The sequence below is a fragment of the Luteimonas sp. A482 genome (assembly GCF_054072655.1).
The window spans coordinates 165524-188215 of record NZ_JBSVRO010000004.1; the positions used below are offsets into that span (position 1 = coordinate 165524).

The window sequence follows — 22692 nt, forward strand, 5'->3', positions numbered from 1 at the left end:
CCTGTCTCAGCCGCGCAGGTCGCCGTACAGCGCCTGCAGCGCGGCGATCGCCGCCAGGCCCGCGGTTTCGGTACGCAGGATCCGCGGGCCCAGACGCAGCCCTTCGTAGCCTGCCGCGTGCAGGTGGCCGCGATCACGCGGCGCCCAGCCGCCTTCGGGCCCGATCGCGAGCGCGATCGCTGGGGTCATGCCGACGGTCACTGCTGCGGCCAGCGTCGACAGCGTCTGCGTGCCGGCCGGATCCAGGGTCAGCCTGAGCGTCGACTCCGGCGCCTCGCCGGCGATGCGCGCGATGTCGACCGGGTCGGCCACCTCCGGCACGCGCGCACGGCCGCATTGCCCGCAGGCCGAGGCCACCACGCCGCGCCAGTGCGCGATGCGTTTGGCCAGGCGCGCACCTTCCAGCCGCACCTCGGTGCGCTCGGCGTCCACGGGAACGATCCGCGCCACGCCCAGTTCGGTGGCCTTCTGCAGGATCAGGTCCATCTTCTCGCCGCGTGCAATGCCCTGGACCAGGGTGAGGCGCAGCGGCGACTCGCTGTCGACGACGCGCCGGCCGACCACCTCGACCTCGCCACCGCGCTTGCCGGTGGCGACGATGCGCGCGTCGTAGTCATGCCCATCGCCGTTGAACAGCACGCAGGCATCGCCCTCGCGCAGGCGCAGCACACGCAGCAGGTGGGTGGCGGCGTCCTCGGGCAGGCTGATGCGCGCGCCGGGCGTGAGGGGCAGGTCGACGTGGGCTCGGGTCAGGCGCATGTGTTTGGCCACGGATTGCGCGGATCAACGCGGATGAAAGCGGTCACTGGTGAGCCCGGCCGGCGGATGGTGGCGGCACGAACCACACGCCTTTGCTCCTGATCCGCGTCCATCCGCGCAATCCGTGGCAAAACCCCCCGTGCCTCACGTCGTCGCCGCCTCGATCGCGGAACGTGTGACGGCGGCCAACAGGTCGAGCTGGTCGTCGTCGATGCAGTAGGGCGGCATCCAGTACAGCACGTCGCCCAGTGGGCGCAGCAGCACGCCGTGTTCGAGCGCATGCCGGTAGGCATGCAGGCCGATGCGGCGCGCGGAATCGAACGGGGTGGCCTTGCGGCCGTCCCGGGCCAGCTCGATGGCGACGATCATCCCGGTCTGCCGCACCTCGGCCACGTGCGGATGGTCGGTCAGCGGCGCCGCCAGCTCCGCCATGCGCGCGGCCGTGCGCCGGTTGCGGGCCAGCACGCCGTCGGATTCGAAGATGTCCAGCGACGCCAGTGCGGCGGCGCAGGCCAGCGGGTTGCCGGTGTAGCTGTGCGAATGCAGGAAGGCGCGCTCGCGCGAGTCGTCGAGGAAGCCATCGAAGATCACGCCGGTGGCCAGCACCGCGGCCAGCGGCAGGAAGCCTCCGGTCAGGCCCTTGGACAGGCACAGCAGGTCTGGCTGGATGCCCGCCTGCTCGCAGGCGAACATCGTGCCGGTGCGGCCGAAGCCGACCGCGATCTCATCGGCGATCAGGAAGATTCCGTGCACGTCGCACAGCTCGCGCGCACGCCGCAGGTACGCCGGATGGTGCATGCGCATGCCGCCGGCGCACTGCACCAGCGGCTCGAGCACCAGCGCGCAGATCTCGCCGGCGTGCTCGTCGAGCAGATGCGCCAGCGCATCGGCGGCATCCTCGGCGCAGGCTTCCGGGCTCTGTCCTTCGCGCGCGAGATACGCGTCGGGCGAGGGCGCGAACACCGATGCCATCAGCAGCGGTGCATAGATGCGCCGGTACAGCGGAATGTCGCCAACCGACAGCGCGCCGATGGTCTCGCCGTGGTAGCCGTTGTGCAGCGCGATGAACTTCGTGCGCCGCGGTTCGTCGCCGCGATTGCGGAACCAGTGGAAGGCCATCTTCAGCGCGACTTCGATCCCGGCCGAACCGTTGTCGGCGTAGAACACCTTCGACAGTGGCGCGCGACCGACCTGGCGCGGGGCGATCGCCAGCAGGCGCTCGGCCAGTTCGACCGCAGGCGGGTGCGAGCAGCCGGCAAGGATCACCTGCTCCAACGTGCCGGCCTGGCGCGCGATGGCCGCGGCGATGCGCGGCTCCGCGTGCCCATGCAGGTTGACCCACCAGCTGCTCACCGCATCGAGCGTGCGGCTGCCGTCGTGGCCCACCAGCCAGGCGCCGTCGCCTCGCGCTACGGTCAGCAGCGGCAGCACGTCCGGATGCTCGCGCATCTGCGTGCACGGGTGCCACAGCACGGCCAGATCGCGCGAACGCCAGCGGTCGGCCTCGTCTAGAATGGAGCCATCGTGAGTCGACATGCCCCCATTATTGCCCGTGACCCGTCCGGGGTGGCGCCTTGAGCCGCCGCCTGCCGACGATCCATGGCATCACCGAGCATGACGCCGGCCCCTACCGCCTGGAACGGCTGGACCTGGAGTTCAGCAACGGCGAACGCCGCCAGTTCGAACGCCTGCGCGGGCGCGGCCACGGCGCGGTTGCGGTAGTGCCGATGCTCGACGAGAACACCGTGCTGCTGGTGCGCGAATACGCCGCGGGCCTGCACCGCTATGAGCTCGGGCTGGTCAAGGGCCGGGTTGACGCCGGCGAGACGCCGCTGCAGGCCGCGGACCGCGAACTCAAGGAAGAGGCCGGCTACGGTGCGCGCCGCCTCGATGTGGTGCGCACGCTGACCCTCGCGCCGGTCTACATGAGCCATGAAACCACGGTGGTACTGGCGCGCGACCTGTATCCCGAGCGCCTGCCCGGAGACGAGCCGGAAGAGCTGGAAGTGGTGCCCTGGCGTTTCGACGCGCTGGACGAGCTGGCCCTGCGCGAGGACTTCTCCGAAGGCCGCTCCATCGCGGCGCTGTTCGCCGCCCGCCAGTACCTGCAGCGCGAAGCCCGTGCCTGATTCCGCAGGCCTCGTGACCCCGGCCATGCGCGAGGGCGTGATCGCCATCGCGCGCGAGGCGGCCGCCGCGATCATCCGCATCTACGAGGGCGGCTTCGACGTCACCCACAAGGCCGACGCCAGCCCGCTCACCGAGGCCGACCTGGCCGCCCACCATTGCATCGTCGACGGACTGGCGCTGCTCACGCCCGACATCCCTGTGCTGTCGGAGGAATCGGCGCACCTGGTCGATACCGCGACGCGCCGCGGCTGGAGCCGGCTGTGGCTGGTCGACCCGCTCGACGGCACGCGCGAGTTCGTCAAGCGCAACGGCGAGTTCACCGTCAACATCGCCCTGATCGACGAGGGCGTGGCCGTGTTCGGCGTGATCCAGGCGCCGGTCACCGGCGTGCTCTGGCACGGCACGCCGGGGCAGGGCGCATTCCGCTGCGACAACGATGGCGAGCGTCCGGCGCGCGTGCGTGCGCCCGCCGCCGCGCCCTTGCGCGTGGCCGCCAGTCGCTCGCATCGCAGCGCTCGCACCGAGGCGCTGATGGCGCGGATGGGCGAGGTCGAGCCCGTCGGTCTCGGCTCTTCGCTCAAGTTCTGCCGCCTCGCCGAGGGCACGATGGACGTCTACCCGCGCTTCGGCCCGACCAGCGAATGGGACACCGGCGCCGGCCAGGCCATCCTCGAAGCCGCCGGTGGCGCGCTGCTCGATCCGCGGGGTCGGCCGTTCCGCTACAACCAGCGCGACACCGTGCTCAATGGCGATTTCATCGCGATGGGTGATCCCTCGCTGCCTTGGCGGTCGTGGCTGGAAGAATGATTTTGCCGCGGATCACGCGGATCACGCGGATAAGCGCGGATCAAGGCAGGAATACTTGTGAGAGAGAGATGAGCGCTGGTCCATCCTCTTGCGCTTTTCCATCCGCGTTAATCCGCGTCATCCGTGGCCAATTCTTGTACGCAGGAGACCGCATTGAACCGGCCGCAGCGCGACATCCAGGAACTGCTCGCGATCATGGCCCGGCTGCGCGATCCCGACGGCGGCTGTCCCTGGGACCTGGAGCAGGACTTCTCGACCATCGCCCCGTACACCATCGAGGAGGCCTACGAGGTCGCCGATGCGATCGATCGGGGGGACATGCCCGCGCTGAAGGACGAGCTGGGTGACCTGCTGCTGCAGGTGGTGTTCCATGCGCGCATGGCCGAGGAACAGGGCACGTTCGCTTTCGGCGACGTGGTCGCGGCAATCTCCGACAAGATGCTGCGACGGCACCCGCATGTGTTCGGCGATGCGGAGATCGGCGATGCGCAGGCGCAGACCGCGAGCTGGGAGCAGATCAAGCGCGCCGAGCGCGAGGCCGCCGGCCATGCGGACGCATCGGCGCTGGCGGGAATTTCGCGCGGACTGCCGGAGTGGCAGCGCGCGCTGAAACTGCAGGGGCGCGCCGCACGCGTGGGCTTCGACTGGCCCGGCCCCGCGCCGGTCATCGACAAGCTGCACGAAGAGATCGATGAGGTACGCGCCGAATTCGCCGCGGTGGCCGCGGCACCTGCCGATACCGCTGCGCAGGCGCGGCTGCAGGAAGAGATCGGTGACCTGCTGTTTGTCGCAGCGAATCTTGCCCGCCACGCCCGCGTGGACGTGGGATCGGCGCTGCGTGGCGCCAACCTCAAGTTCGAACGCCGGTTCCGGCAGATGGAAGTGCTGGCGGCGGCCGATGGCGTGCGGCTGGAGGACATGACGCTGCAACAGCAGGAGGGATACTGGCAGCGGGTGAAAGCGGGCGAGTAATCCAGCCCACACGCGAGGCATCGGCCACGGCCCGGACAGTCCGCGCCATCCACCGCACAATCGCGACATGAAAACCTTCCTGCTCTTCACCGCCACAGCCCTCGCCGAGATCCTCGGCTGCTATCTGCCGTACCTGTGGCTGCGCAAGAGCGGCAGCAGCTGGCTGCTGCTGCCGGCCGCGGCCAGCCTGGCGCTCTTCGTCTGGCTGTTGACCCTGCATCCCACTGCAGCGGGGCGCGTGTATGCCGCCTATGGCGGCGTCTATGTCAGCGTGGCCCTGGTCTGGCTGTGGGCGGTGGACGCGGTCAAGCCGACCCGCTGGGACCTGCTGGGCGCGGCGTTGTGCCTGCTCGGCATGGCGGTCATCATGTTCTCGCCAAGGCCCGCCTGACCGGAGAGCAGATGCGCCGCTTCGCCAGCTTCCGCGAGTTCTACCCGTTCTACCTGGGCGAACATTCAAACCGCAGCTCGCGCCGGCTGCACTTCATCGGCAGCTGCGGCGCGCTGGTCCTGGTCGCATTGGCCGTCGTCGGGCGCAACCCATGGTGGCTGCTGGCGGCGCTGGCCTGCGGCTACGCCTTCGCCTGGATCGGGCACTTCTTCTTCGAGAAGAACCGGCCGGCAACCTTCCACCACCCGTTCTATTCCTTCGCCGGCGACTGGGTGATGTTCAAGGACATCCTCATCGGGAAGATCCGGTTCTGAGGGCGGGCTCGACAGATCACGGTGCGGCGTTCGTGGCCTTGCCTCCACTGCCTGATGCCATTCGCACCGATGCCATTCGCACAACCTGATGTCATTTCCACCGCAGGGAGAAATCCCGGCCGCAGATCTCTCCCTGCGGTCGAGATGACAGGCGAGGGCGCGGCTAATCCAGGAAGATCAGCCACGCGGCCACCACGATCAGGCCGAAGCCCGCCCAGTGGTTCCACTTCAGCGGCTGGTCGAGATACCAGGCCGAGAACCCGGCGAAGACCAGCAGGGTGATGACCTCCTGCATGCCCTTGAGCTGCGGCGCCGAATAGAACGCCGAGCCGAGCCGATTGGCCGGCACCATCAGGCAGTACTCGAAAAACGCGATGCCCCAGCTGATCAGGATCACCGGGAACAGCGCCGAGGACTTGTACTTCAGGTGCCCGTACCAGGCGAAGGTCATGAAGATGTTGGAGCCGATCAGCAGCAGGATCGGGACCAGGCGGTCGAACGGGGGGCATGGGGCAATCCGGAGGTGGCGGGACGCGCAGAAGAGCATCGATCTTCACGGCGCTTGTACAGTCCGGCTGGCACCTTTCACAAAGCTGAAGACCCCTTCGAGGAAATCAAACATGCGTGCAGGGCAGGAAACCGGCGGGCTGGTCCTGATCGTCGAGGACAACCGCAACATCTCGGAAATGGTGGGTGAATATCTGGAAGGGCGCGGTTTCGAGGTCGACTACGCCTCCGATGGCCTGGACGGCTACCGGCTGGCCGTGGAGAACAGCTACGACGTGATCGTGCTGGACCTGATGCTGCCACGCCTGGACGGGGTGGAAGTGTGCAAGCGGCTCCGTTCCGAAGCGCGCAAGTCGACCCCGGTGCTGATGCTGACCGCGCGCGACACGCTGGACGAAAAGCTCAGCGGCCTGTCTTCGGGCGCCGACGACTACCTGACCAAGCCCTTCGCCATCCAGGAGCTCGAAGCCCGGCTGCGTGCCCTGATCCGGCGCGAGCGCCGACAGGTCGGCTCGGAAGTGCTCAAGGTCGCCGACCTCGTGCTCGATCCGGCCAGCATGCGCGCCACCCGCGGCGGCACCGAGCTGCAGCTGTCGCCGATCGGCATGAAGCTGCTGACCATCCTCATGCGCGAGTCGCCGCGCGTGGTGAACCGCCAGGAGATCGAGCGCGAGATCTGGGGCAACGGGCTGCCCGATTCGGACACCCTGCGCAGCCATCTCTACAACCTGCGCAAGATCATCGACAAGCCCTTCGACAAGCCGCTGCTGCACACCGTGCAGAGCGCGGGCTACCGGATCGCCGACATCGACCAGTCACCGACCTGACCCTGCGGACCACGCAATGCCGCAGGGGTTGCCCCGCAAGATCCGCTATGCGTTCGTCACCCAGGGGCTGCTGCTGATCCTCGCGGTGGTGTTTGGGGTGAGCATGCTCACCCTGCTCACCCGTGACGCGCTGATCCGACAGCGACTGGTCGTCGAAGCACAGGCGTTCTGGGACCGGCAGACGGACGGCCGCCTGGCCCCGCCCCTTCCTTCGACGCGCACGATCCAGGGTTATTTCACCTCGGACCGGGACCGGGAGGCGATCCCTCCCTACGTGGAATCGCTGCCCGAGGGCGTGAACTTCATTTACCGCTCGCACAAGGCCGTGCTTGTGGAGCGGCGGCCAGAGGGGGTGCTTTACCTGGTCCTGCGCACGCACGCGGTGGACGAGTTGATGTGGACCTCGGCCGGGGTGATGACCCTGCTGGGACTGCTCACCGCGCTGGTGATCACCTCGCTGACCTACCGTAAGTCGCGCAGCATCGTGCTTCCCGTCAACCGCCTCGCAGAGGAAGTCTCGCGCTGGGATCCGATGCAGGGCGACCTGACCACGCCGCTGGCGGTGTCGAGCTTTTCCGGGGAGCCCAGCCATGAGGTCCAGGCGCTTTCGAACGCCCTGCACGGGCTGGCTGGACGCGTGGCGGAGTTCGTGCAGCGTGAGCGCGATTTCACCCGCGATGCCAGCCATGAGCTGCGCACGCCGCTGACCGTGATCCGGGTCGCAAGCGACATGCTGTACGCCGACCCGTCGCTGCCGCCGCACGGGCGCCGCTCGCTCGAGCGTATCCAGCGCGCCGCGCGCGACATGGAGGCGGTGATCGATGCCTTCCTCGTGCTCGCGCGCGAGAGCGGCGTCGCACCGGTGAGCGAGGATATCGATGTCCGCGAGATGGTGCTGGAGGAAGTGGAGCGGGCGCGTCCGTTGCTTGCCGGCAAGCCGGTCGAGCTGCACGTCTCGGCCGATGTCGCGCCGCAGCTTTTCGCGCCGCCGAGCGTGCTGGGCATGGTGGTGCGCAACCTGCTGCAGAACGCCTGCAACTTCACCCAGGAGGGCAGCGTCGAAGTGCGGGTGGAGGCGGACGCCGTGATCGTGCGCGACAGCGGGATCGGTATGTCGGCCGACACCCTGCAGCATGTCTACGATCCGTTCTTCCGCGCCGATGCCTTCAGCCCGCTGGGCAAGGGCTTCGGCCTGACCATCGCCAACCGCCTGGTGCGCAGGTTCGGCTGGCAGCTCAGGCTCGACAGCGTGCAGGAGCAGGGAACCGTCGCGACCCTGCGCTTCACGCCGCCCGCGTCTTCCTGAGCCGCGGATGGATCGCGTGCCGGCGCTGTCAACCGGCGCCGAGGCCGCGCGTTAGCCTCCAACGACGCCAGACTGTCTCCGGACCCTACGCATGAAGCAACCCACGACCCGCCGCCGGCGATCGTTCCCCCGTTCACTCGTGGTCGTGATCGCAGTCGTCGCGCTTGCGATCGTCGCGTGGCTGTGGTGGTCGGGTTCGCGCGAAGGTGGCGACGAATCGCCCTGGCGCACGGTGCAGGTGGAGCGCGGCGACATCCGTGTGGCGATCTCCGCCACCGGCACGCTCAGCGCCATCTCGACGGTGACCGTGGGCAGCCAGATCTCCGGGCAGGTCACCGACGTGCTGGTCGACTTCAACAGCCAGGTCAAGCAGGGTGACGTGCTTGCGCGCATCGATCCGCGCACCTACGAGGCGCAGATCGAGCAGGGCGCCGCGCAGATCGCCAGTGCGCGCGCCTCGCTGGCCCAGGCGCAGGCGACGCTGCGCAACGCCGAACTGGACTATCGCCGCAAGGCCGACCTCGGCACGCAGAAGCTGGTCGCGCAGTCCGACGTCGACCAGGCGCGCGCAGCGCTGGACCAGGCGCGTGCGCAGATCGCCTCGACCCAGGCGCAGATCCGCCAGCAGACCGCGTCCACCGAGACCACCCGGGTCAACCTCGAGCGCACGGTGATCACTTCACCGGTCGATGGCGTGGTGCTGACCCGCACCATCGAGCCAGGCCAGACCGTGGCGGCCAGCCTGCAGTCGCCGGAGCTGTTCACCATCGCCGAAGACCTGTCCAAGATGAAGATCGAGCTGGCGGTCGACGAGGCTGACATCGGCCAGGTCAAGGCAGGGCAGGCGGTGTCGTTCACAGCCGATGCGTTCCCGGACCGCCAGTTCCGCGGCGTGGTCGACCAGGTGCGCCTCGCCGCGACCACCACCAACAACGTGGTGACCTACCCGGTGGTGGTGAGCGTGGACAATTCCGACAACACCTTGCTGCCCGGACTCACCGTCAACGCCGAGATCGAGGTCAGCAATCGCCAGGACGTGCTGAAGGTGTCCAATGCGGCACTGCGCTACAAGCCGGTGGGCGAGGCCGAGCCTGGACAGGGCGGCGCGGCACGCGGTGGCGCTGGCATGCTCGAGGAACTCGAGCGCGTGGCGGCGGAGCTGGAGCTTGACGACAGCCAGCGCGCCGCCTTCGATGCGGCGCTGGCGGCACAACGCGAGCGCGCCGAGGCGCAGCGCCAGGCCGCGCCCCCCCAGGGGCAATCGCGCCCAGGCGCCGGCGGCCCGCCGGGCATGGCGAGGCCCGGGGGCGCACCCGATCCGGCCATGCGCGCGCAGATGCGCCAGCGCATGCTCGAGCGCATGCAGGAAAGCTTCGCCGGTTTCACCCGTACGCTCGACGAGGCGCAGCGCGCGCGCTGGAATGCGGCGCTGGCCTCGTCCCTCGGTGCCACCCGCGCCACCCTGTACCGGCTGGCCGATGGCCGGCGCGAGGCGGTGCAGGTGCGCGTGGGCGCGAGCGACGGCACCAGCACCGAGGTCCGCGGCGGCGTCGAAGCCGGCGACGAGATCATCACCGGCGAGCGCGCGCGCAGATGAGTACGCCCGCCATCCCGGTGATCGAAACCCGCGGCCTGCGCAAGGTCTATGCCGAAGGCAGCCAGGCCGAGGTCGTCGCGCTGGTGGGCGTGGACCTGCGCATCGCGCGCGGCGAGTTCATCGCCATCATGGGACCGTCCGGTTCCGGCAAATCGACCCTGATGAACCTGGTCGGCTGCCTCGACACGCCGACCTCGGGCCAGTACCTGTGCGACGGCATCGACGTGGCGACGCTGGACCGCGAGCAGCTGGCCGCGCTGCGCCGCGACAAGATCGGATTCGTGTTCCAGGGCTTCAACCTGCTGCCGCGCATGTCGGCCGAGGACAACGTGGCCATGCCGCTGGGGTATGCCCAGGTGCCCCCGGCCGAGCGCAGGCGACTGGCGCAGGAGGCGCTCGCGGCGGTGGGCCTGTCGGGCCGCAGCCACCACCGCCCCAGCGAGCTGTCGGGCGGCCAGCAGCAGCGCGTCGCGATCGCGCGTGCGCTGATCAACCGCCCGCCGATCCTGCTCGCCGACGAGCCCACCGGTGCGCTCGACTCGAAGACCGGCGAGGAGATCCTCACCCTGTTCAAGCGGCTGCGCGACGAGGATCACACCGTGGTCCTGATCACCCATGATCCCGAAGTCGCCGCCCACGCCGACCGCACCTGCGTGATGCACGACGGCCAACTGCACGAGGGCGAGGAGCCGCGCTTGGCCGATGCCCTATCGGCATCGGCCGCGGCTGCGAGCGCCCGGCCTGGGATGGCCGGGCCAGGCGATCCGTGAGCGGTCTGGCTTGCGCCATGGATGGCCGCGGGAAACAACCGGAGCATTCCGCATGAAGTTCAGCGACGTCCTGCGCACCGCCCTGTTCGCGCTGCGCGGCAACTGGATGCGCAGCGCGCTGACCTCGCTGGGCGTGATCATCGGCATCGCCTCGGTGATCGTGATGGTGTCGGTCGGGCAGGGCACGCAGGCGGAAATCGACAAGATGGTCGCGGGCCTGGGCTCGCAGCGCCTGGACATCTCGCCCAACGTCGCGCGCAGCAGCGGCGGTGTGCGCATGAGCGCGAGCAGCTTCTACACTCTGAACCAGGGCGACGTCGATGCGATCCGCAGCGAGATGCCCGAAGTGCAGTACATCTCCGGCTCGCTGCGCGGCAGCAGCCAGGTGGTCTATGCCGAGCGCAACTGGAACAGCAGCTGGCAAGGCGTCGAGCCGGACTACCTGGTGATCAACGGCTGGGCCCTCAGCGATGGCCAGGGCTTCGACGAAGCCGGCGGCGACAAGTCGGTGCTGATCGGCGAGACCGTGCGCCGCGAGCTGTTCGGCGAAGAGAGCGGTATCGGCGAGACCATCCGCATCGGCCGCGTGCCGCTGACGGTAGCCGGCACGCTTGCGCCCAAGGGCCAGAGCAGCTGGGGGCGCGACCAGGACGAGATCGTGATGGTGCCGCTGGAAACCGCGCGCCGTCGGCTGATGGGTTCGATGGGCATGCCGCCGGGCGCGGTGATGGAAATCTCGTTGGCGGTCACCAACCCCGACGACCTGGCCTGGGTGCAGGGCGAGATCGAATCGCTGCTGCGCCAGCGCCATCGCATCACGCCGGGTGCGGACGACGACTTCCGCGTGCGCAACATGTCCGAGATCGTGGCCACGCGCACCGCCACCACGCGCCTGATGTCGTGGCTGCTGGGTGCGGTGGCGACGATCTCGCTGATCGTCGGCGGCATCGGCATCATGAACATCATGCTGGTGTCGGTGACCGAACGCATCCGCGAGATCGGGCTGCGGATGGCGGTCGGCGCCGGGCCGACCGATATCCGCCGCCAGTTCCTGGCCGAGGCCATGCTGCTGTCGCTGGGCGGCGGCCTGCTCGGCATCCTGATCGGAATCGCCGGCGCGTTGCTGGTCGGGCAGTTCAACAGCGAGCTGCCGGTCGAACTCAACGGCCAGGTCATCGCGCTGGCGGCGGGATTCTCGATCGCCACCGGGCTGTTCTTCGGCTACTACCCGGCGCGCAAGGCCAGTCAGCTCGATCCGATCGAGGCGCTGCGGCAGCAGTAGCACTAGCCAAAGGCGCGCTTTCACGGCGCACGCAGGGTTGAATCGACCGGTCCCGGGCGTCGCTTGAGACGCGCTGCAGCTGTCGCCGTAGCGCGGGGCGGTGCGGGGGTCGGCTTTCCGGACAAACTTCGCGCGCGCCCGCTGGCGGGGTCACCAGTCGCGCTGAAGGCCTTTCCCGGCCCGTGGAATGGTGGTCGCAGTCGTCAGCCGCTTGCCGCGTGCTTCCAACGCTTTCCCGCGCTGGAAGACGTGGGAATCACGCGCCGCTGTGGCAAAATTGCGGGGTTGCGGCAGTGGCCGCGCTGCTGAATCCCGCATGCTGTCGATCCCGTGGCAGTCCTGTTCCGATGTCGCCGGTCACCTGATCGAAGGCTACGGTCCCGGGCGCGAAGCCGGCGCCGCGTGATGGCCGACGAAACCGGACACCTGCCCCGCCGTCCCGCCCGCATCCTGATGGCAGCCGTGTGGTCGCTGCAGGGGCTCAAGGCGGCGTGGCTCCATGAGTCGTCGTTCCGGCTCGAGGTGTACCTGCTGGTCGTCCTCGCTCCGCTGGCGCTGTGGCTGGGCGCCGACGGCGTGGAACGCGCGCTGCTGCTGGGCAGCTGCCTGCTGGTGCTGGTGGTCGAACTGCTCAATTCCGCCATCGAGGCGGTGATCGAGCGCTACGGCCCCGAGCACCACGAGCTGGCCGGACGCGCCAAGGACATGGGTTCGGCCGCTGTGTTCGTGAGCATGCTCAACGTTTTGCTGGTGTGGGGCCTGGTCCTGCTCCCGCGCTGGCTGTAGAAACCGAAAAAGAGGAAGTGCTTCGATGCTGGAATTGGTGACTGATCCACAGGTCTGGATCCTGCTGTTGACCTTGAGCACGATCGAGATCGTGCTGGGCATCGACAACCTGGTGTTCATCTCGATCGCGGTCAGCAAGCTGCCGCCGGAGCGGCGCGAGTTCGCGCGCAAGTTCGGCATCGCGGTGGCCTGCATCACCCGCATCGGGCTGCTGCTGACGCTGGCCTGGCTGGCGGGCCTGACCTCGGACCTGTTCGTGGTCCTGGGCCAGGGCATTTCGGTGCGCGACCTGGTGCTGGTCCTGGGCGGCCTGTTCCTGCTGGTGAAGGGCGCGATGGAAATCCGCGACCTCATCGTCGGCGAGCCTGAGTCGGAGGACGTGGATGCGAAACCCAAGGTGTCGTTCGCGGGCGTGATCGCGCAGATCGCCGTCATCGACATCGTGTTCTCGCTGGACTCGGTGATCGCGGCCGTCGGCATGGCCGGCGACTACATCCCGGTGATGGTCGCGGCGATCCTGATCGCGGTGGCGGTGATGCTGCTCGCGGCGCGTCCGCTGGGCCACTTCATCGACAACAACCCGACCATCAAGATGCTGGCGCTGGCCTTCATCCTGCTGATCGGCGCCTATCTGATCGCCGAAGGCCTGGAAGTGCATATCCCGCGCGGCTACATCTACGGCGCCATGGGCTTCTCGGCGCTGGTGGAATGCCTCAACCTCTGGGTCAAGCGCAATGCACGCGGGCGCGGCGAGCGGGCCACGACCGGCGTGGACGTGCGGCTCTGAGCAGTGCAGGCGCAGGTGGTGCCCGGCGCTTGGGCGTCGGGCACAATGACGGCAACCGGCCCGGAGTGACGCGCATCCCATGATCCATCTCCACCAGATCGATCCGGTTGCGTTCGCGCTCGGCCCGGTGCGCGTGCACTGGTACGGGCTGATGTACCTGCTGGCCTTCGCGAGCGCCTGGTGGCTGGGCAACCGGCGGATCCGCGACGGGCGCCTGCCGGTGGACGCCAACGCCTTCGGCGACCTGCTGTTCTACGGCATGATCGGCGTGGTGCTGGGCGGCCGGCTGGGCTCGATCCTGTTCTACGATCTCGGCGGCTACCTGGCCGATCCGGTGCGGATGCTCAAGATCTGGGAAGGCGGGATGAGCTTCCACGGTGGGCTGTTGGGCGTGCTCGTGGCCGCCTGGTACTGGGCACGGCGCCAGGGGCTGCACTTGGTCGATGTGCTCGACTTCATCGTCCCGTGGGTGCCACCGGGCCTGGGCCTGGGCCGCATCGGCAACTACATCGGCGCCGAGCTCTGGGGCAAATACACGCAGGCCGGTTGGGGCGTGGTATTCCCGACCGATCCGCGCTTCGCAGGCTGGAGCGCCGAGCAGATGCAGGCGCAGTTCGCGTCCGGTGCGCTGGACGCATTCGCGCGTCACCCTTCGCAGCTTTACCAGGCCTTCCTGGAGGGGCTGGTGATGTTCGTGGTGCTGTGGTGGTATTCGTCGAAGCCGCGTCCGCGCTATGCGCTCACCGGACTGTTCGCACTGCTGTACGGGGTGTTTCGCTTCGTGGTCGAGTTCGTGCGCGTGCCCGATGCCGACATCGGCTATCTGGCCCTCGGTTGGCTGACGATGGGACAGCTGCTGTCGCTTCCGCTCATCGCGCTGGGCCTGTTCCTGCTGTGGAAGTCTCACAGCGCGCCGACCCTGCAGCCGTCGCCGGCAGGCGGTACGCCATGAAGCAATACCTCGATCTGCTGCGGCACGTGCTGGAGCACGGCGCGGAGAAGTCCGACCGCACCGGCACCGGCACGCGCAGCGTGTTCGGCTGGCAGATGCGCTTCGACCTGGGCGAAGGCTTCCCGCTGGTCACCACCAAGAAGCTGCACCTGCGCTCGATCATCCACGAGCTGCTGTGGTTCCTGAAGGGCGACACCAACATCGCCTACCTCAAGGACAACGGCGTCGGCATCTGGGACGAGTGGGCGGACGACCAGGGCGAACTCGGCCCGGTCTATGGCCGCCAGTGGCGCGCATGGCCCGACGGGAAGGGTGGCCACATCGACCAGATGCAGTGGCTGGTCGACGAGATCAGCCGCAATCCCGACTCGCGCCGGCTGGTGATCAGTGCATGGAACGTGGCCGAGCTGCCGCAGATGGCGCTGATGCCCTGCCACTCGCTGTTCCAGTTCTACGTGGTGGACGGGAAGCTGAGCTGCCAGCTCTACCAGCGCAGCGGCGACATCTTCCTCGGCGTTCCGTTCAACATCGCCAGCTACGCGCTGCTCACCCACATGGTGGCGCAGGCGACCGGGCTGGGCGTGGGCGATTTCGTGCACACGCTGGGTGATGCGCACCTGTATTCGAATCATTACGACCAGGCGCGCGAGCAACTGGCGCGCGCGTCGCGGCCGTTGCCGCGGCTGCGGCTCAATCCGGACGTCGGCGACCTGTTTGCGTTCGGCTTTGACGACATCGTGATCGAGGGCTACGACCCGCATCCGGCGATCAAGGCCCCGGTGGCGGTGTGAGCGTGGGCCGGCCGGTCGTGGTGGATGGCGGGCCGGCGGACAGTTCCGGATCCGACATCGCCAGGCAGCCGCTGCGCGTGGTCCTGATCGTCGCGCTGGACCGCAACCGCGCGATCGGCAAAGGCAATGCGCTGCCCTGGCACCTGCCCGACGACCTGCGTCGCTTCAAGGCGCTCACGTTCGGCAAGCCGGTGCTGATGGGGCGCAGGACCGCCGACTCGCTGGGACGCGCGCTGCCGGGTCGACTGAACCTGGTGATGACGCGCAGTGGCCGGGTGCCGTTCGAGGGCATGCGTGCGGTGTCGTCGCTGGACGAGGCGCTGCGGATCGTGGCGGAGCAGGGCGCGCGGGAACTGTGCGTGATCGGCGGCGCGGGAATCTATGCGCAGGCGCTGCCGCGGGCAACGGATCTGCGGCTGACCCGCGTCGATACCGCGGTTGAAGACGCGGACACGTTCTTCCCCGCGTACGATGAAAACGCCTGGCAAGCGATCGCACGCGAACGTCATGGTGCCGACGCGAAGCATGCGTTCGATTTCGAGTTTGTCGATTACGTACGTTGCGAAGAGCGGACGAGCGAGGGTCGCGACGTGTAGGAGCGCCTTCAGGCGCGAACGGGTGGAAGTCCTCCCGCATGACGATCCTGCGGTGCTCGAGAGAACGATACGACCCCACGCCGCCGGTCAGTGCGACGCGTCGCGGCCCGGCACCTGCACGATGTTCAGCCCTTCGGCGTCGAGTTGGAGCGCGGTGAGCGTGCCGCCCCAGACGGCGCCGGTATCGATCGCATGCACACCGTGGCCGATGAACAGCCCGAGCGACGACCAGTGCCCGCAGACGATCTTCAGGTCGCGCTCGACCCGCCCCGGCACTTCGTACCAGGGATACAGGCCCGGCTGCTGCGTTCCCGGCGCCCCTTTTTCCTCGAACGCGATGCGTCCGCGCGGCGAGCAGTAGCGCATGCGGGTGAACACGTTGATGATCGCGCGGTCGCGGTCGGAGCCACGCAGGTTCGGCGACCAGATGGGCTGGTCGCCATACATGTTCCTGAGCAGCTTGCGCGCTTCCTCGCCGCGCAGCTTGTGCTCGATCTCGCGCGCGTGCTGTTCGGCGATGGCGGTGGTCCACTTGGGTGCCAGGCCGGCGTGCACCATCATCCATCCCAGCCCGCGATCGACATGCACCAGCGGCTGCATGCGCAGCCAGTCGAGCAGTATGTCGCGGTCCTGCGCGAACAGCACCGACTGCAGGTCGGGCTTGACCTTGCGCTGCTCGGGAACGCTGCGCTCGGCGATCGAGAGCAGCGACAGATCGTGGTTGCCAAGCACGCTGACGACGTTGTCGCGCAGTGAATGCACCAGGCGCAGGGTTTCCAGCGACTCGCCGCCACGATTGACCAGGTCGCCACAGAACCACAGCCGGTCGCTGGTCGGATCGAAGCGGATCTTCTCCAGCAGCCGCTGCGTGGGGCCGTAGCAGCCCTGCAGGTCTCCGATCGCCCAGACGGCCATGCGCGCGTCAGTGCAGCGTGCGCGGCACGGCGAGCGTGAACGGCGGGATCGGTGCGTCGAAGCGGGTGCCGTCGTCACCGACCATGTCGTAGCGGCCCTCCATGGTGCCGACCGCGGTGGGCAGGGTAGCGCCGGAGGTGTAGACGAACTGCTCGCCGGGCTCCAGCCGCGGCTGTTCACCGACCACGCCGTCGCCGCGCACTTCCTCGGTCCGGCCGTTGGCGTCGGTGATCACCCAATGGCGGGACACCAGCTGCGCGGGCAGGCGGCCGAGGTTGCGGATGCGGATGGTGTAGGCGAATACGTAACGGTCGTCCTCGGGCGCGGATTCCTCGTCGAGGAACTGCGTTGCGATCTGGATCTCGAGGCTATAGTCGGCGGTACGGCTCATGCGCCCAGTGTATGCGTTGGCCGTGAATGGTTCGACTACGTTTGCGGCATCGCCTGCGCGAATTGCGGCACGCGGCCGGTCCGCCGCACCCGCGCTCAGGTCTCGGCGGTGCGGTTTGCAAGGCGCACGAAGTCGGCCACCGCCAACTGTTCGGCGCGGGCCTGCGGATCGACGTCAGCTGCACGGATCACGCTTTCGTCACACAACCTGGACAGGGCGTTGCGCAGCGTCTTGCGGCGCTGGCCGAACGCGTCGCGGACGATCGCGGCAAAGCGTGCCGGATCGTCGATGCCGACGGTGTCGGGCGCTCGCGGCACCAGCCGCACCACTGCAGAATCGACCTTCGGGGGCGGCCGGAACGCGCCTGGTCCGACCGTGAACAGCGCCGTCACCCGGCACGAGGCCTGCAGCATCACGCTCAGCCGGCCGTAGACCTTGCTGCCCGGTGCGGCGGCCATGCGGTCGACCACTTCCTTCTGCAGCATGAAGTGCATGTCGCGGACCATCGCGGCGTGGTCGAGTGCGTGGAACAGGATCGGCGAGGACAGGTTGTAGGGCAAGTTGCCCACCAGGCGGATCGGCTCGCCCTGCGCGAGCGCGGTGAAGTCGACGTCCAGCACGTTGGCGTGCACCAGCGTGAGTTCGCCGTGCGGGCGTGCCGCTTCGGTGAGCGGCGCCAGCAGGTCGCGGTCGAACTCGATCGCGGTCAGGCTGCCGTGGCGCTGCAGCAGCGGGAAGGTCATGGCGCCCTGGCCGGGACCGATCTCGACGATGCGGTCGCCCGGCTTCGGATCGACCGCGAGGATGATCTTTGCGACCACGCCGCGCTCGTGCAGGAAGTGCTGCCCGAGGGACTTCTTGGCAGGTCCGCTGAAGCCGCTCACAGCGCGCGCGCCGCGGACGACACATCGCGATTGTCGAAATCGGCCCAGTCGATTGATTGCATGTTCGGGAATCGGCAGTCGCCTGAAGCTGTCATGGCGAGGATAGCGGGAACCCGGGTGTGGGAGCGGGATTTGTCGCCACGCGGGAACGAACGACTGCAAGGCGCTTCAAGCCCTGCAGGCGGTAGAACAAACCCGACGTCCGCAGGCCTCAGCAATTGCGCCGCGCCAGCCGTGCGCAGGTTTCGATCGCGGCGAACAGGCTCGAAGGATCCGCCCGGCCGCTGCCCGCAAGATCGAAGGCGGTGCCGTGGTCGACGGCGACGCGCGGCCACGGCAGGCCCAGGGTCAGGTTCACCGCGCGCTCGAAGCCGCTGTACTTGAGCACCGGCAGGCCCTGGTCGTGGTACATCGCCAGGACCGCGTCGAACCCGCGCAGTTTTGCCGGCAGGAAGGCGGTATCGGCCGGCAGCGGGCCGTGCAGGCACATGCCTTCGGCGCGCAGCCGTTCGAGCAGTGGTTCGATCACTTCGATCTCCTCGCGCCCCAGGTGTCCGGCCTCGCCCGCGTGCGGGTTGAGGCCGAGGACCGCGATGCGCGGCGCATCGATGCCGAACTCGCGCTGCAGGGCGCCATGCAGGATGCGCAGCACGCGCTCAAGCGCTGCGGGCGTGATCGCGTCCGCGACTTCGCGCAGCGGCAGGTGGGTGGTGGCAAGCGCGACGCGCACGATATCGTTGGCCAGCATCATCACCACGTCGCAGCCAGCGTGCGCAGCCAGCAGCTCGGTGGTACCCGAGTAGGCGATACCGCCGAGGTTGATCGTGGCCTTGTGCACCGGGCCGGTGACGATGCCGTGGCAAATGCCGTCCTGGCAGGCGGACGCCGCACGCGTCAGCGCCTCGATCACGGAGCTCGCATTGCGTGGATCGGCCTGGCCTGGCGCGCAGGAAACGGGCGCGGGGATCGCGACCAGGCGCAGTTCACCCGGTGCAGCGGCCTTGGCGTCCGGCGCGAGCAGCGTCAGCGGCAGGCCGAGACGCGCGGCGGCGTCCTGCAGCGTCGCAGGATCGCCAAAGCAAATGAGGTCCGCCTCCCAGTCGCGCTGCGCGGCGCGTACGCACAGCTCCGGTCCGACGCCGGCCGGTTCGCCCGGTACCAGCGCCAGCCGCGGACGGGACATCTCAGCCGCCGTCGCTGTCGGCCTGTGCGTTGCCCGCGCGGATGTCGACATAGGCTTCGCCGCGCATCTCGCGCACGTAGCGGTCCCACTCGTCTTCCAGCTTGCGCTGGCCGATCGACTCGCGGATCTGCGCACGCCTGTTGTCGTCGCCGGCGCTGGCCTGGCGCACGGCTACGCGCTGCATGATGTGCCAGCCGGCCTGGGTCCTGAACGCGGCGGAGACCTGGCCGTCTTCCAGCAACGAGACTTGGCCGCCGAACTCGGGGCCGAACTCGTCCTGCGTGAACCAGCCCAGATCGCCGCCTTCGGCCTTGCTGACCGTGTCATCGGAGCTTTCGCGCGCGACTTCCTGGAAGTCGGCGCCGCCCGCGATACGCGCACGCAGGCCGTCGATCCGGGCCTTGGCCTCGCCATCGCCGCCGGCGCCTTCGGCCGGGCGGATCAGGATGTGGCGGGCGCTGTACTGGGTCACCGTACCGCCACCTGCAGCCTGTTCACCTTCGCGCGTGTCCACCAGCTGCAGCAGCTGGAAGCCGCTCGGCCCGCGGGTCGGGCCGATCACGTCGCCGGGCGACATGGTGCGGATCGCGTTGGCGAATGCCACGGGGATTTCATCGAGGCTGCGCCATCCCAGGCTGCCGCCTTCGAGGGCGTTTGGACTGTCGGAATAGCGCACCGCCGCAGCCGCGAACTCGATTTCACGGCGGTCGAGCAGGCTCTTGATGCCGTCGATCTTCTGCTGTCCCGTCGCGATCTGCTCGGGTGTCGCGCCTTCCGGCAGCGCCACCAGGATGTGGGCCAGCTGGTACTGCGCGCCGCCCGCCTGCGAGGCCATTGCTGCGTCCACCTCGGCGTCGCTGACGCTGACCCGGCTCTGCGCGAAGCGCTGGCGCATGCGCTGGATCACCATTTCATCGCGCAGCGAACTGCGGAAGTCCTCGATCGACATGCCGTCGCGCATCAACTGCTGGCGCAACTGGTCGGGCGAGAGGTTGTTCTGCTGGGCGATGTTGCCGACCGCGGTGTCGAGTTCGGCATCGCTCACGCGCACGCCGGTCTCTGCCGCGCGCGCGGTCTGCAGCTTGACCAGGACCAGGCGCTCGAGAACCTGGCGCTCCAGCACGGCGCGCGGCGGCAGCTGGCCCTGGCGGCTGGCGTACTGGGCCACGATATTGGCGACCGCGCGGTCCAGCTCGCTCTGCAGGATGACGTCCTCGTCGACCACCGCGGCGATGCGCTCGAGTGGCTGGACGGATTGCGCCTGGAGGGTGCCCACGAACAGCAGGGCGGCGCACAGGAATGCGAAGCGGGTCTTCATGGGGAGAGTTCTGCGGGAGATTCGTCGTCGTCCAGGCCGCTGCGCAGCTCCGACGGCGGGACGAGATAGAGGTCGTCGCGGTGATAGCCGAGGATAGCACGGCGCAACCGGCCCCGATTGTCGGGTCCGGCCGAGCCCAGGCCCTTGAGTTCGATCTCGAGCTGGATCGAATCGTTCATCTCGCCGCGGGTATTGCGCACGTAGCGGCGACCGACCAGGCGCGCGGCGATGCAGCAGCTTTCCCACTGCACGCCGGCGATGCCTTCGAGCACCTGCCGGTCCTTGATCGAGTAGTAGTAGCGGCCGACCAGGCTCCAGGACGGGTTGATCGGATACAGGAAGGATAGGTCGACCTGCTCGAGCAGGTCGGTCTGGCGCAGCACGTCGCGGCGGTAGCGGTAGGCCAGGTTGATGATGCCGTCGTCGCCGACCAGGTAGCGGGTGCGGACGCTGGCCAGGTCCTCGCGCCGGCTGGTCTGGTTCCACTGGTAGGAGGCGCCGACGGTCCAGCGATCGTTGATCGCGTAGTTCGCATCAGCCACCCAGGACGAGCTGCCCTTCTGGACCGGAACCTCGTTGCCCAGGGTGACCCGCGCATCCTCGAAGTAGCGGATCTGGCCGACGCTGGCGGACAGCTTCTCGCGACCGTCGGCCTCGCGGATCAGGCGCGTGGTGAGGGCCGTCGTCAGCTGGTTGGCGTCGCCCTGGCGGTCAGCGCCGGAATAGCGGTTGTCGCGGAACAACTGGCCCCAGCTGAAGGTCATGGGCCGGGTGTCGAACAGCGGCATGTCGCCCTGCTCGCGGTAGGGCGAATTGAGATAGAACACGCGCGGCTCGAGCGTATGCAGGAAGGTCTCGCCGCGGAAGCGCGTGTCGCGGTCGAAGAACAGGCCGGCGTCGACGGTGCCGATCGGCTGGCTGCGCGAAGGCGTGCGGTTGGCGAACGCATCGTCCAGCTGGTACCCGGTATACCGCCAGGCCATGGTCGGCGTGACATACCAGCTGGGGCCTTCCAGCGGCATGCTGAGCCAGGGCTTGAGGTCAAGGCGGCTGCCGCCTGGCTTGATCTCGGCATCGACGTGGGCGAACCGTACCGCCTCGGTGTCGGCGCCGGCGACGAACAGGCCGAACGGCTGCTCCCAGCGGAAATACGCGCGCGGCAGGCGGTTGTAGGGCAGCCGCGACTCGTCGATCGTGTAGTCGGTGAGGTGGCGGTACTCGCCCAGCAGGGCGGCATTCCAGAACCGGCCGCGTCCATAGACCCCGGCGCTGCTGAGAAGCGAGGACACGGCCAGTCCTTCCGCAGTGCTGCTCGAATCCTCGATCCAGCGCGGATCGCTGATCCAGTACATGTTGGCGCGCGCCTGCCAGGTGCGGTTGAGGTTCTGCGCACCCGTGTAGCGGAACATCCCGCGGTTGTCCTCGCGGTAGTTCTCGACCGGGATCCCGTCGGCGATTTCCTCGGCTCGCTCGCGCCAGGTCAGATCGTCCGAGGGCAATGCCTGCAGTTCGAAGGTGCCGCGGCCGCGATCGGTGAGGTAGCGGAACTCGGTGTCGAGCTGCAGGCCGCGGTTGCTCATCCAGCGCGGGGTCAGGGTGAGGTCGTAGTTGGGCGCGAGGTTGAAGTAGATCGGCTGGCGCCAGTCGAAGCCGTTGCGGCTGGACAGGCCGATGCTGGGATACAGCAGGCCGGTGCGGCGGCGGTCATCGATCGGGAACGCCACCCACGGCACGTACAGCACGGGCACCTTGCCCACGCGCAGGGTCGCGTTGCGGGCGACGCCGGTGCCTTCATCCGTATCGATGTCGATGCGCTGCGCACGCAGCTCCCACCAGCGCTGGCTGGGCGGGCAGGTCGAGTAGGTGGACTCGAACATCCGCCCCTGCGCTTGTTGCATCTCGATACGCTCTGCGCCGCCGTTGCCGCGGCGTTCGGTCAGCTGGTAGCGCACGTTGTCGATGCGGTGCGAGTCGGTGTTCTGGTCGCCCTCGAGGCGCTCGGCCACCACCCGCATGCCCGAGTCCTGGTAGCGCACGTTGCCGGTGGCGGTATAGGTGCCGGTGGCCTGCGAGAACGCGATGTCGTCGGTGCCCAGGAACTGGTCGCCGCGGCGCAGGGTGACGTTGCCGGTCACGTTGTAGATGCCACCGTCCACGCCCAGGGTCTCGTCACCCTGGATGTCGGTGGGCAGGTTCTCGCGATCGGCGACGCTGCCGACCGGTGCCTGGGCGTCGGGAAACAGCGGCACGGCATCCTCGACCGGGCACAGGGCCCAGTTCACCGGGATGTCGTCATCCGCGTGGGCTGCCAGCGACAGGGCGATGCAGAGCGGCAGGGGCAGCAGGCGGAACGCAGCTCGCACGCGACGAATCCCGGGGGCGGAAAGGTCGCTAGCTTGCCGCAAGCCTCGTGCAGCGGCAATGCAG

Annotated in this window: 24 protein-coding genes; 15 read left to right on the plus strand and 9 right to left on the minus strand. The window is 68.5% G+C overall.

Annotated features, from left to right (window positions below; translation table 11 throughout):
• Positions 1-6: 6 nt before the first annotated feature.
• The gene (locus ACW5DW_RS13195) at positions 7-759 is read right to left on the minus strand and encodes a 16S rRNA (uracil(1498)-N(3))-methyltransferase (protein WP_457019455.1); all 753 of its coding nucleotides are present in this window, start codon (positions 757-759) and stop codon (positions 7-9) included.
• 144 nt (positions 760-903) lie between these two features.
• Positions 904-2295: an adenosylmethionine--8-amino-7-oxononanoate transaminase gene (gene bioA / locus ACW5DW_RS13200; protein WP_457019456.1), complete on the minus strand. Its 1392-nt coding sequence runs from the start codon at positions 2293-2295 to the stop codon at positions 904-906.
• A 38-nt stretch (positions 2296-2333) separates the two neighbouring features.
• Between bioA and nudE the strand changes: the two genes are divergently transcribed.
• The 5 genes from nudE (at position 2334) to ACW5DW_RS13225 (ending at position 5373) form a co-directional block, all read left to right on the plus strand.
• Positions 2334-2888: an ADP compounds hydrolase NudE gene (gene nudE, locus ACW5DW_RS13205; RefSeq protein ID WP_457019457.1), complete on the plus strand. Its 555-nt coding sequence runs from the start codon at positions 2334-2336 to the stop codon at positions 2886-2888.
• A 25-nt stretch (positions 2889-2913) separates the two neighbouring features.
• A complete protein-coding gene (gene cysQ, locus ACW5DW_RS13210) occupies positions 2914-3696 on the plus strand; it encodes a 3'(2'),5'-bisphosphate nucleotidase CysQ (protein ID WP_457019583.1) in 783 nt (260 codons plus the stop codon).
• A gap of 153 nt (positions 3697-3849) precedes the next feature.
• Positions 3850-4668: a nucleoside triphosphate pyrophosphohydrolase gene (mazG, locus tag ACW5DW_RS13215; protein ID WP_457019458.1), complete on the plus strand. Its 819-nt coding sequence runs from the start codon at positions 3850-3852 to the stop codon at positions 4666-4668.
• 67 nt (positions 4669-4735) lie between these two features.
• The gene (locus tag ACW5DW_RS13220; RefSeq protein ID WP_457019460.1) at positions 4736-5059 is read left to right on the plus strand and encodes a YnfA family protein; all 324 of its coding nucleotides are present in this window, start codon (positions 4736-4738) and stop codon (positions 5057-5059) included.
• A gap of 11 nt (positions 5060-5070) precedes the next feature.
• Complete coding sequence (locus ACW5DW_RS13225) at positions 5071-5373, plus strand: Mpo1-like protein (RefSeq protein WP_457019461.1); 303 nt, start codon at positions 5071-5073, stop codon at positions 5371-5373.
• Between the two features lie 163 nt (positions 5374-5536).
• Here the strand turns inward: ACW5DW_RS13225 and ACW5DW_RS13230 are convergent, their stop codons facing one another.
• On the minus strand, positions 5537-5920 hold the full coding sequence (locus ACW5DW_RS13230; RefSeq protein ID WP_457019462.1) for a DMT family protein: 384 nt from the start codon (positions 5918-5920) through the stop codon (positions 5537-5539).
• A 73-nt stretch (positions 5921-5993) separates the two neighbouring features.
• On the opposite strand from ACW5DW_RS13230, the gene ACW5DW_RS13235 reads away from it, so the two are divergent.
• From ACW5DW_RS13235 to ACW5DW_RS13280, 10 genes are all read left to right on the plus strand, one after another.
• Positions 5994-6707 (plus strand): response regulator transcription factor, encoded by a 714-nt coding sequence (locus ACW5DW_RS13235; RefSeq protein ID WP_457019464.1) that lies wholly within the window; start codon positions 5994-5996, stop codon positions 6705-6707.
• A gap of 28 nt (positions 6708-6735) precedes the next feature.
• Positions 6736-8013 carry a sensor histidine kinase gene (locus tag ACW5DW_RS13240; RefSeq protein ID WP_457019466.1) on the plus strand — a complete coding sequence of 426 codons (1278 nt, stop codon included), beginning with the start codon at positions 6736-6738 and terminating at the stop codon, positions 8011-8013.
• A 91-nt stretch (positions 8014-8104) separates the two neighbouring features.
• A complete protein-coding gene (locus ACW5DW_RS13245) occupies positions 8105-9610 on the plus strand; it encodes an efflux RND transporter periplasmic adaptor subunit (RefSeq protein ID WP_457019468.1) in 1506 nt (501 codons plus the stop codon).
• Positions 9607-10380: an ABC transporter ATP-binding protein gene (locus ACW5DW_RS13250; protein WP_457019470.1), complete on the plus strand. Its 774-nt coding sequence runs from the start codon at positions 9607-9609 to the stop codon at positions 10378-10380. The genes ACW5DW_RS13245 and ACW5DW_RS13250 overlap by 4 nt, the downstream gene beginning before the upstream one ends.
• A 52-nt stretch (positions 10381-10432) precedes the next feature.
• Positions 10433-11662: an ABC transporter permease gene (locus tag ACW5DW_RS13255; RefSeq protein ID WP_457019472.1), complete on the plus strand. Its 1230-nt coding sequence runs from the start codon at positions 10433-10435 to the stop codon at positions 11660-11662.
• Between the two features lie 405 nt (positions 11663-12067).
• A complete protein-coding gene (locus ACW5DW_RS13260) occupies positions 12068-12448 on the plus strand; it encodes a diacylglycerol kinase (protein WP_457019474.1) in 381 nt (126 codons plus the stop codon).
• Between the two features lie 25 nt (positions 12449-12473).
• Positions 12474-13235, plus strand: coding sequence for a TerC family protein (locus ACW5DW_RS13265; protein WP_457019476.1), 762 nt, complete (start codon positions 12474-12476; stop codon positions 13233-13235).
• Between the two features lie 79 nt (positions 13236-13314).
• Complete coding sequence (gene lgt / locus ACW5DW_RS13270; protein WP_457019477.1) at positions 13315-14187, plus strand: prolipoprotein diacylglyceryl transferase; 873 nt, start codon at positions 13315-13317, stop codon at positions 14185-14187.
• Entirely contained in the window at positions 14184-14978 is a 795-nt protein-coding gene (locus tag ACW5DW_RS13275) for a thymidylate synthase (RefSeq protein ID WP_457019478.1), read from the plus strand. Before lgt ends, ACW5DW_RS13275 begins: the two co-directional genes overlap by 4 nt.
• 71 nt (positions 14979-15049) lie before the next feature.
• Positions 15050-15574: a dihydrofolate reductase gene (locus ACW5DW_RS13280; RefSeq protein WP_457019585.1), complete on the plus strand. Its 525-nt coding sequence runs from the start codon at positions 15050-15052 to the stop codon at positions 15572-15574.
• Between the two features lie 87 nt (positions 15575-15661).
• Here ACW5DW_RS13280 and ACW5DW_RS13285 read toward each other — a convergent pair whose 3' ends face one another.
• From ACW5DW_RS13285 to lptD, 6 genes are all read right to left on the minus strand, one after another.
• Positions 15662-16489: a symmetrical bis(5'-nucleosyl)-tetraphosphatase gene (locus tag ACW5DW_RS13285; protein WP_457019480.1), complete on the minus strand. Its 828-nt coding sequence runs from the start codon at positions 16487-16489 to the stop codon at positions 15662-15664.
• Positions 16490-16496: 7 nt separating this feature from the next.
• Entirely contained in the window at positions 16497-16880 is a 384-nt protein-coding gene (gene apaG, locus ACW5DW_RS13290) for a Co2+/Mg2+ efflux protein ApaG (RefSeq protein ID WP_457019482.1), read from the minus strand.
• A gap of 95 nt (positions 16881-16975) precedes the next feature.
• On the minus strand, positions 16976-17764 hold the full coding sequence (rsmA, locus tag ACW5DW_RS13295) for a 16S rRNA (adenine(1518)-N(6)/adenine(1519)-N(6))-dimethyltransferase RsmA (protein WP_457019483.1): 789 nt from the start codon (positions 17762-17764) through the stop codon (positions 16976-16978).
• A 211-nt stretch (positions 17765-17975) separates the two neighbouring features.
• Positions 17976-18947 (minus strand): 4-hydroxythreonine-4-phosphate dehydrogenase PdxA, encoded by a 972-nt coding sequence (gene pdxA, locus ACW5DW_RS13300; RefSeq protein WP_457019485.1) that lies wholly within the window; start codon positions 18945-18947, stop codon positions 17976-17978.
• Between the two features lies 1 nt (position 18948).
• A complete protein-coding gene (locus ACW5DW_RS13305; RefSeq protein WP_457019487.1) occupies positions 18949-20265 on the minus strand; it encodes a peptidylprolyl isomerase in 1317 nt (438 codons plus the stop codon).
• The gene (gene lptD, locus ACW5DW_RS13310) at positions 20262-22628 is read right to left on the minus strand and encodes an LPS assembly protein LptD (protein WP_457019489.1); all 2367 of its coding nucleotides are present in this window, start codon (positions 22626-22628) and stop codon (positions 20262-20264) included. The genes ACW5DW_RS13305 and lptD overlap by 4 nt, the downstream gene beginning before the upstream one ends.
• Positions 22629-22692 lie beyond the last annotated feature (64 nt).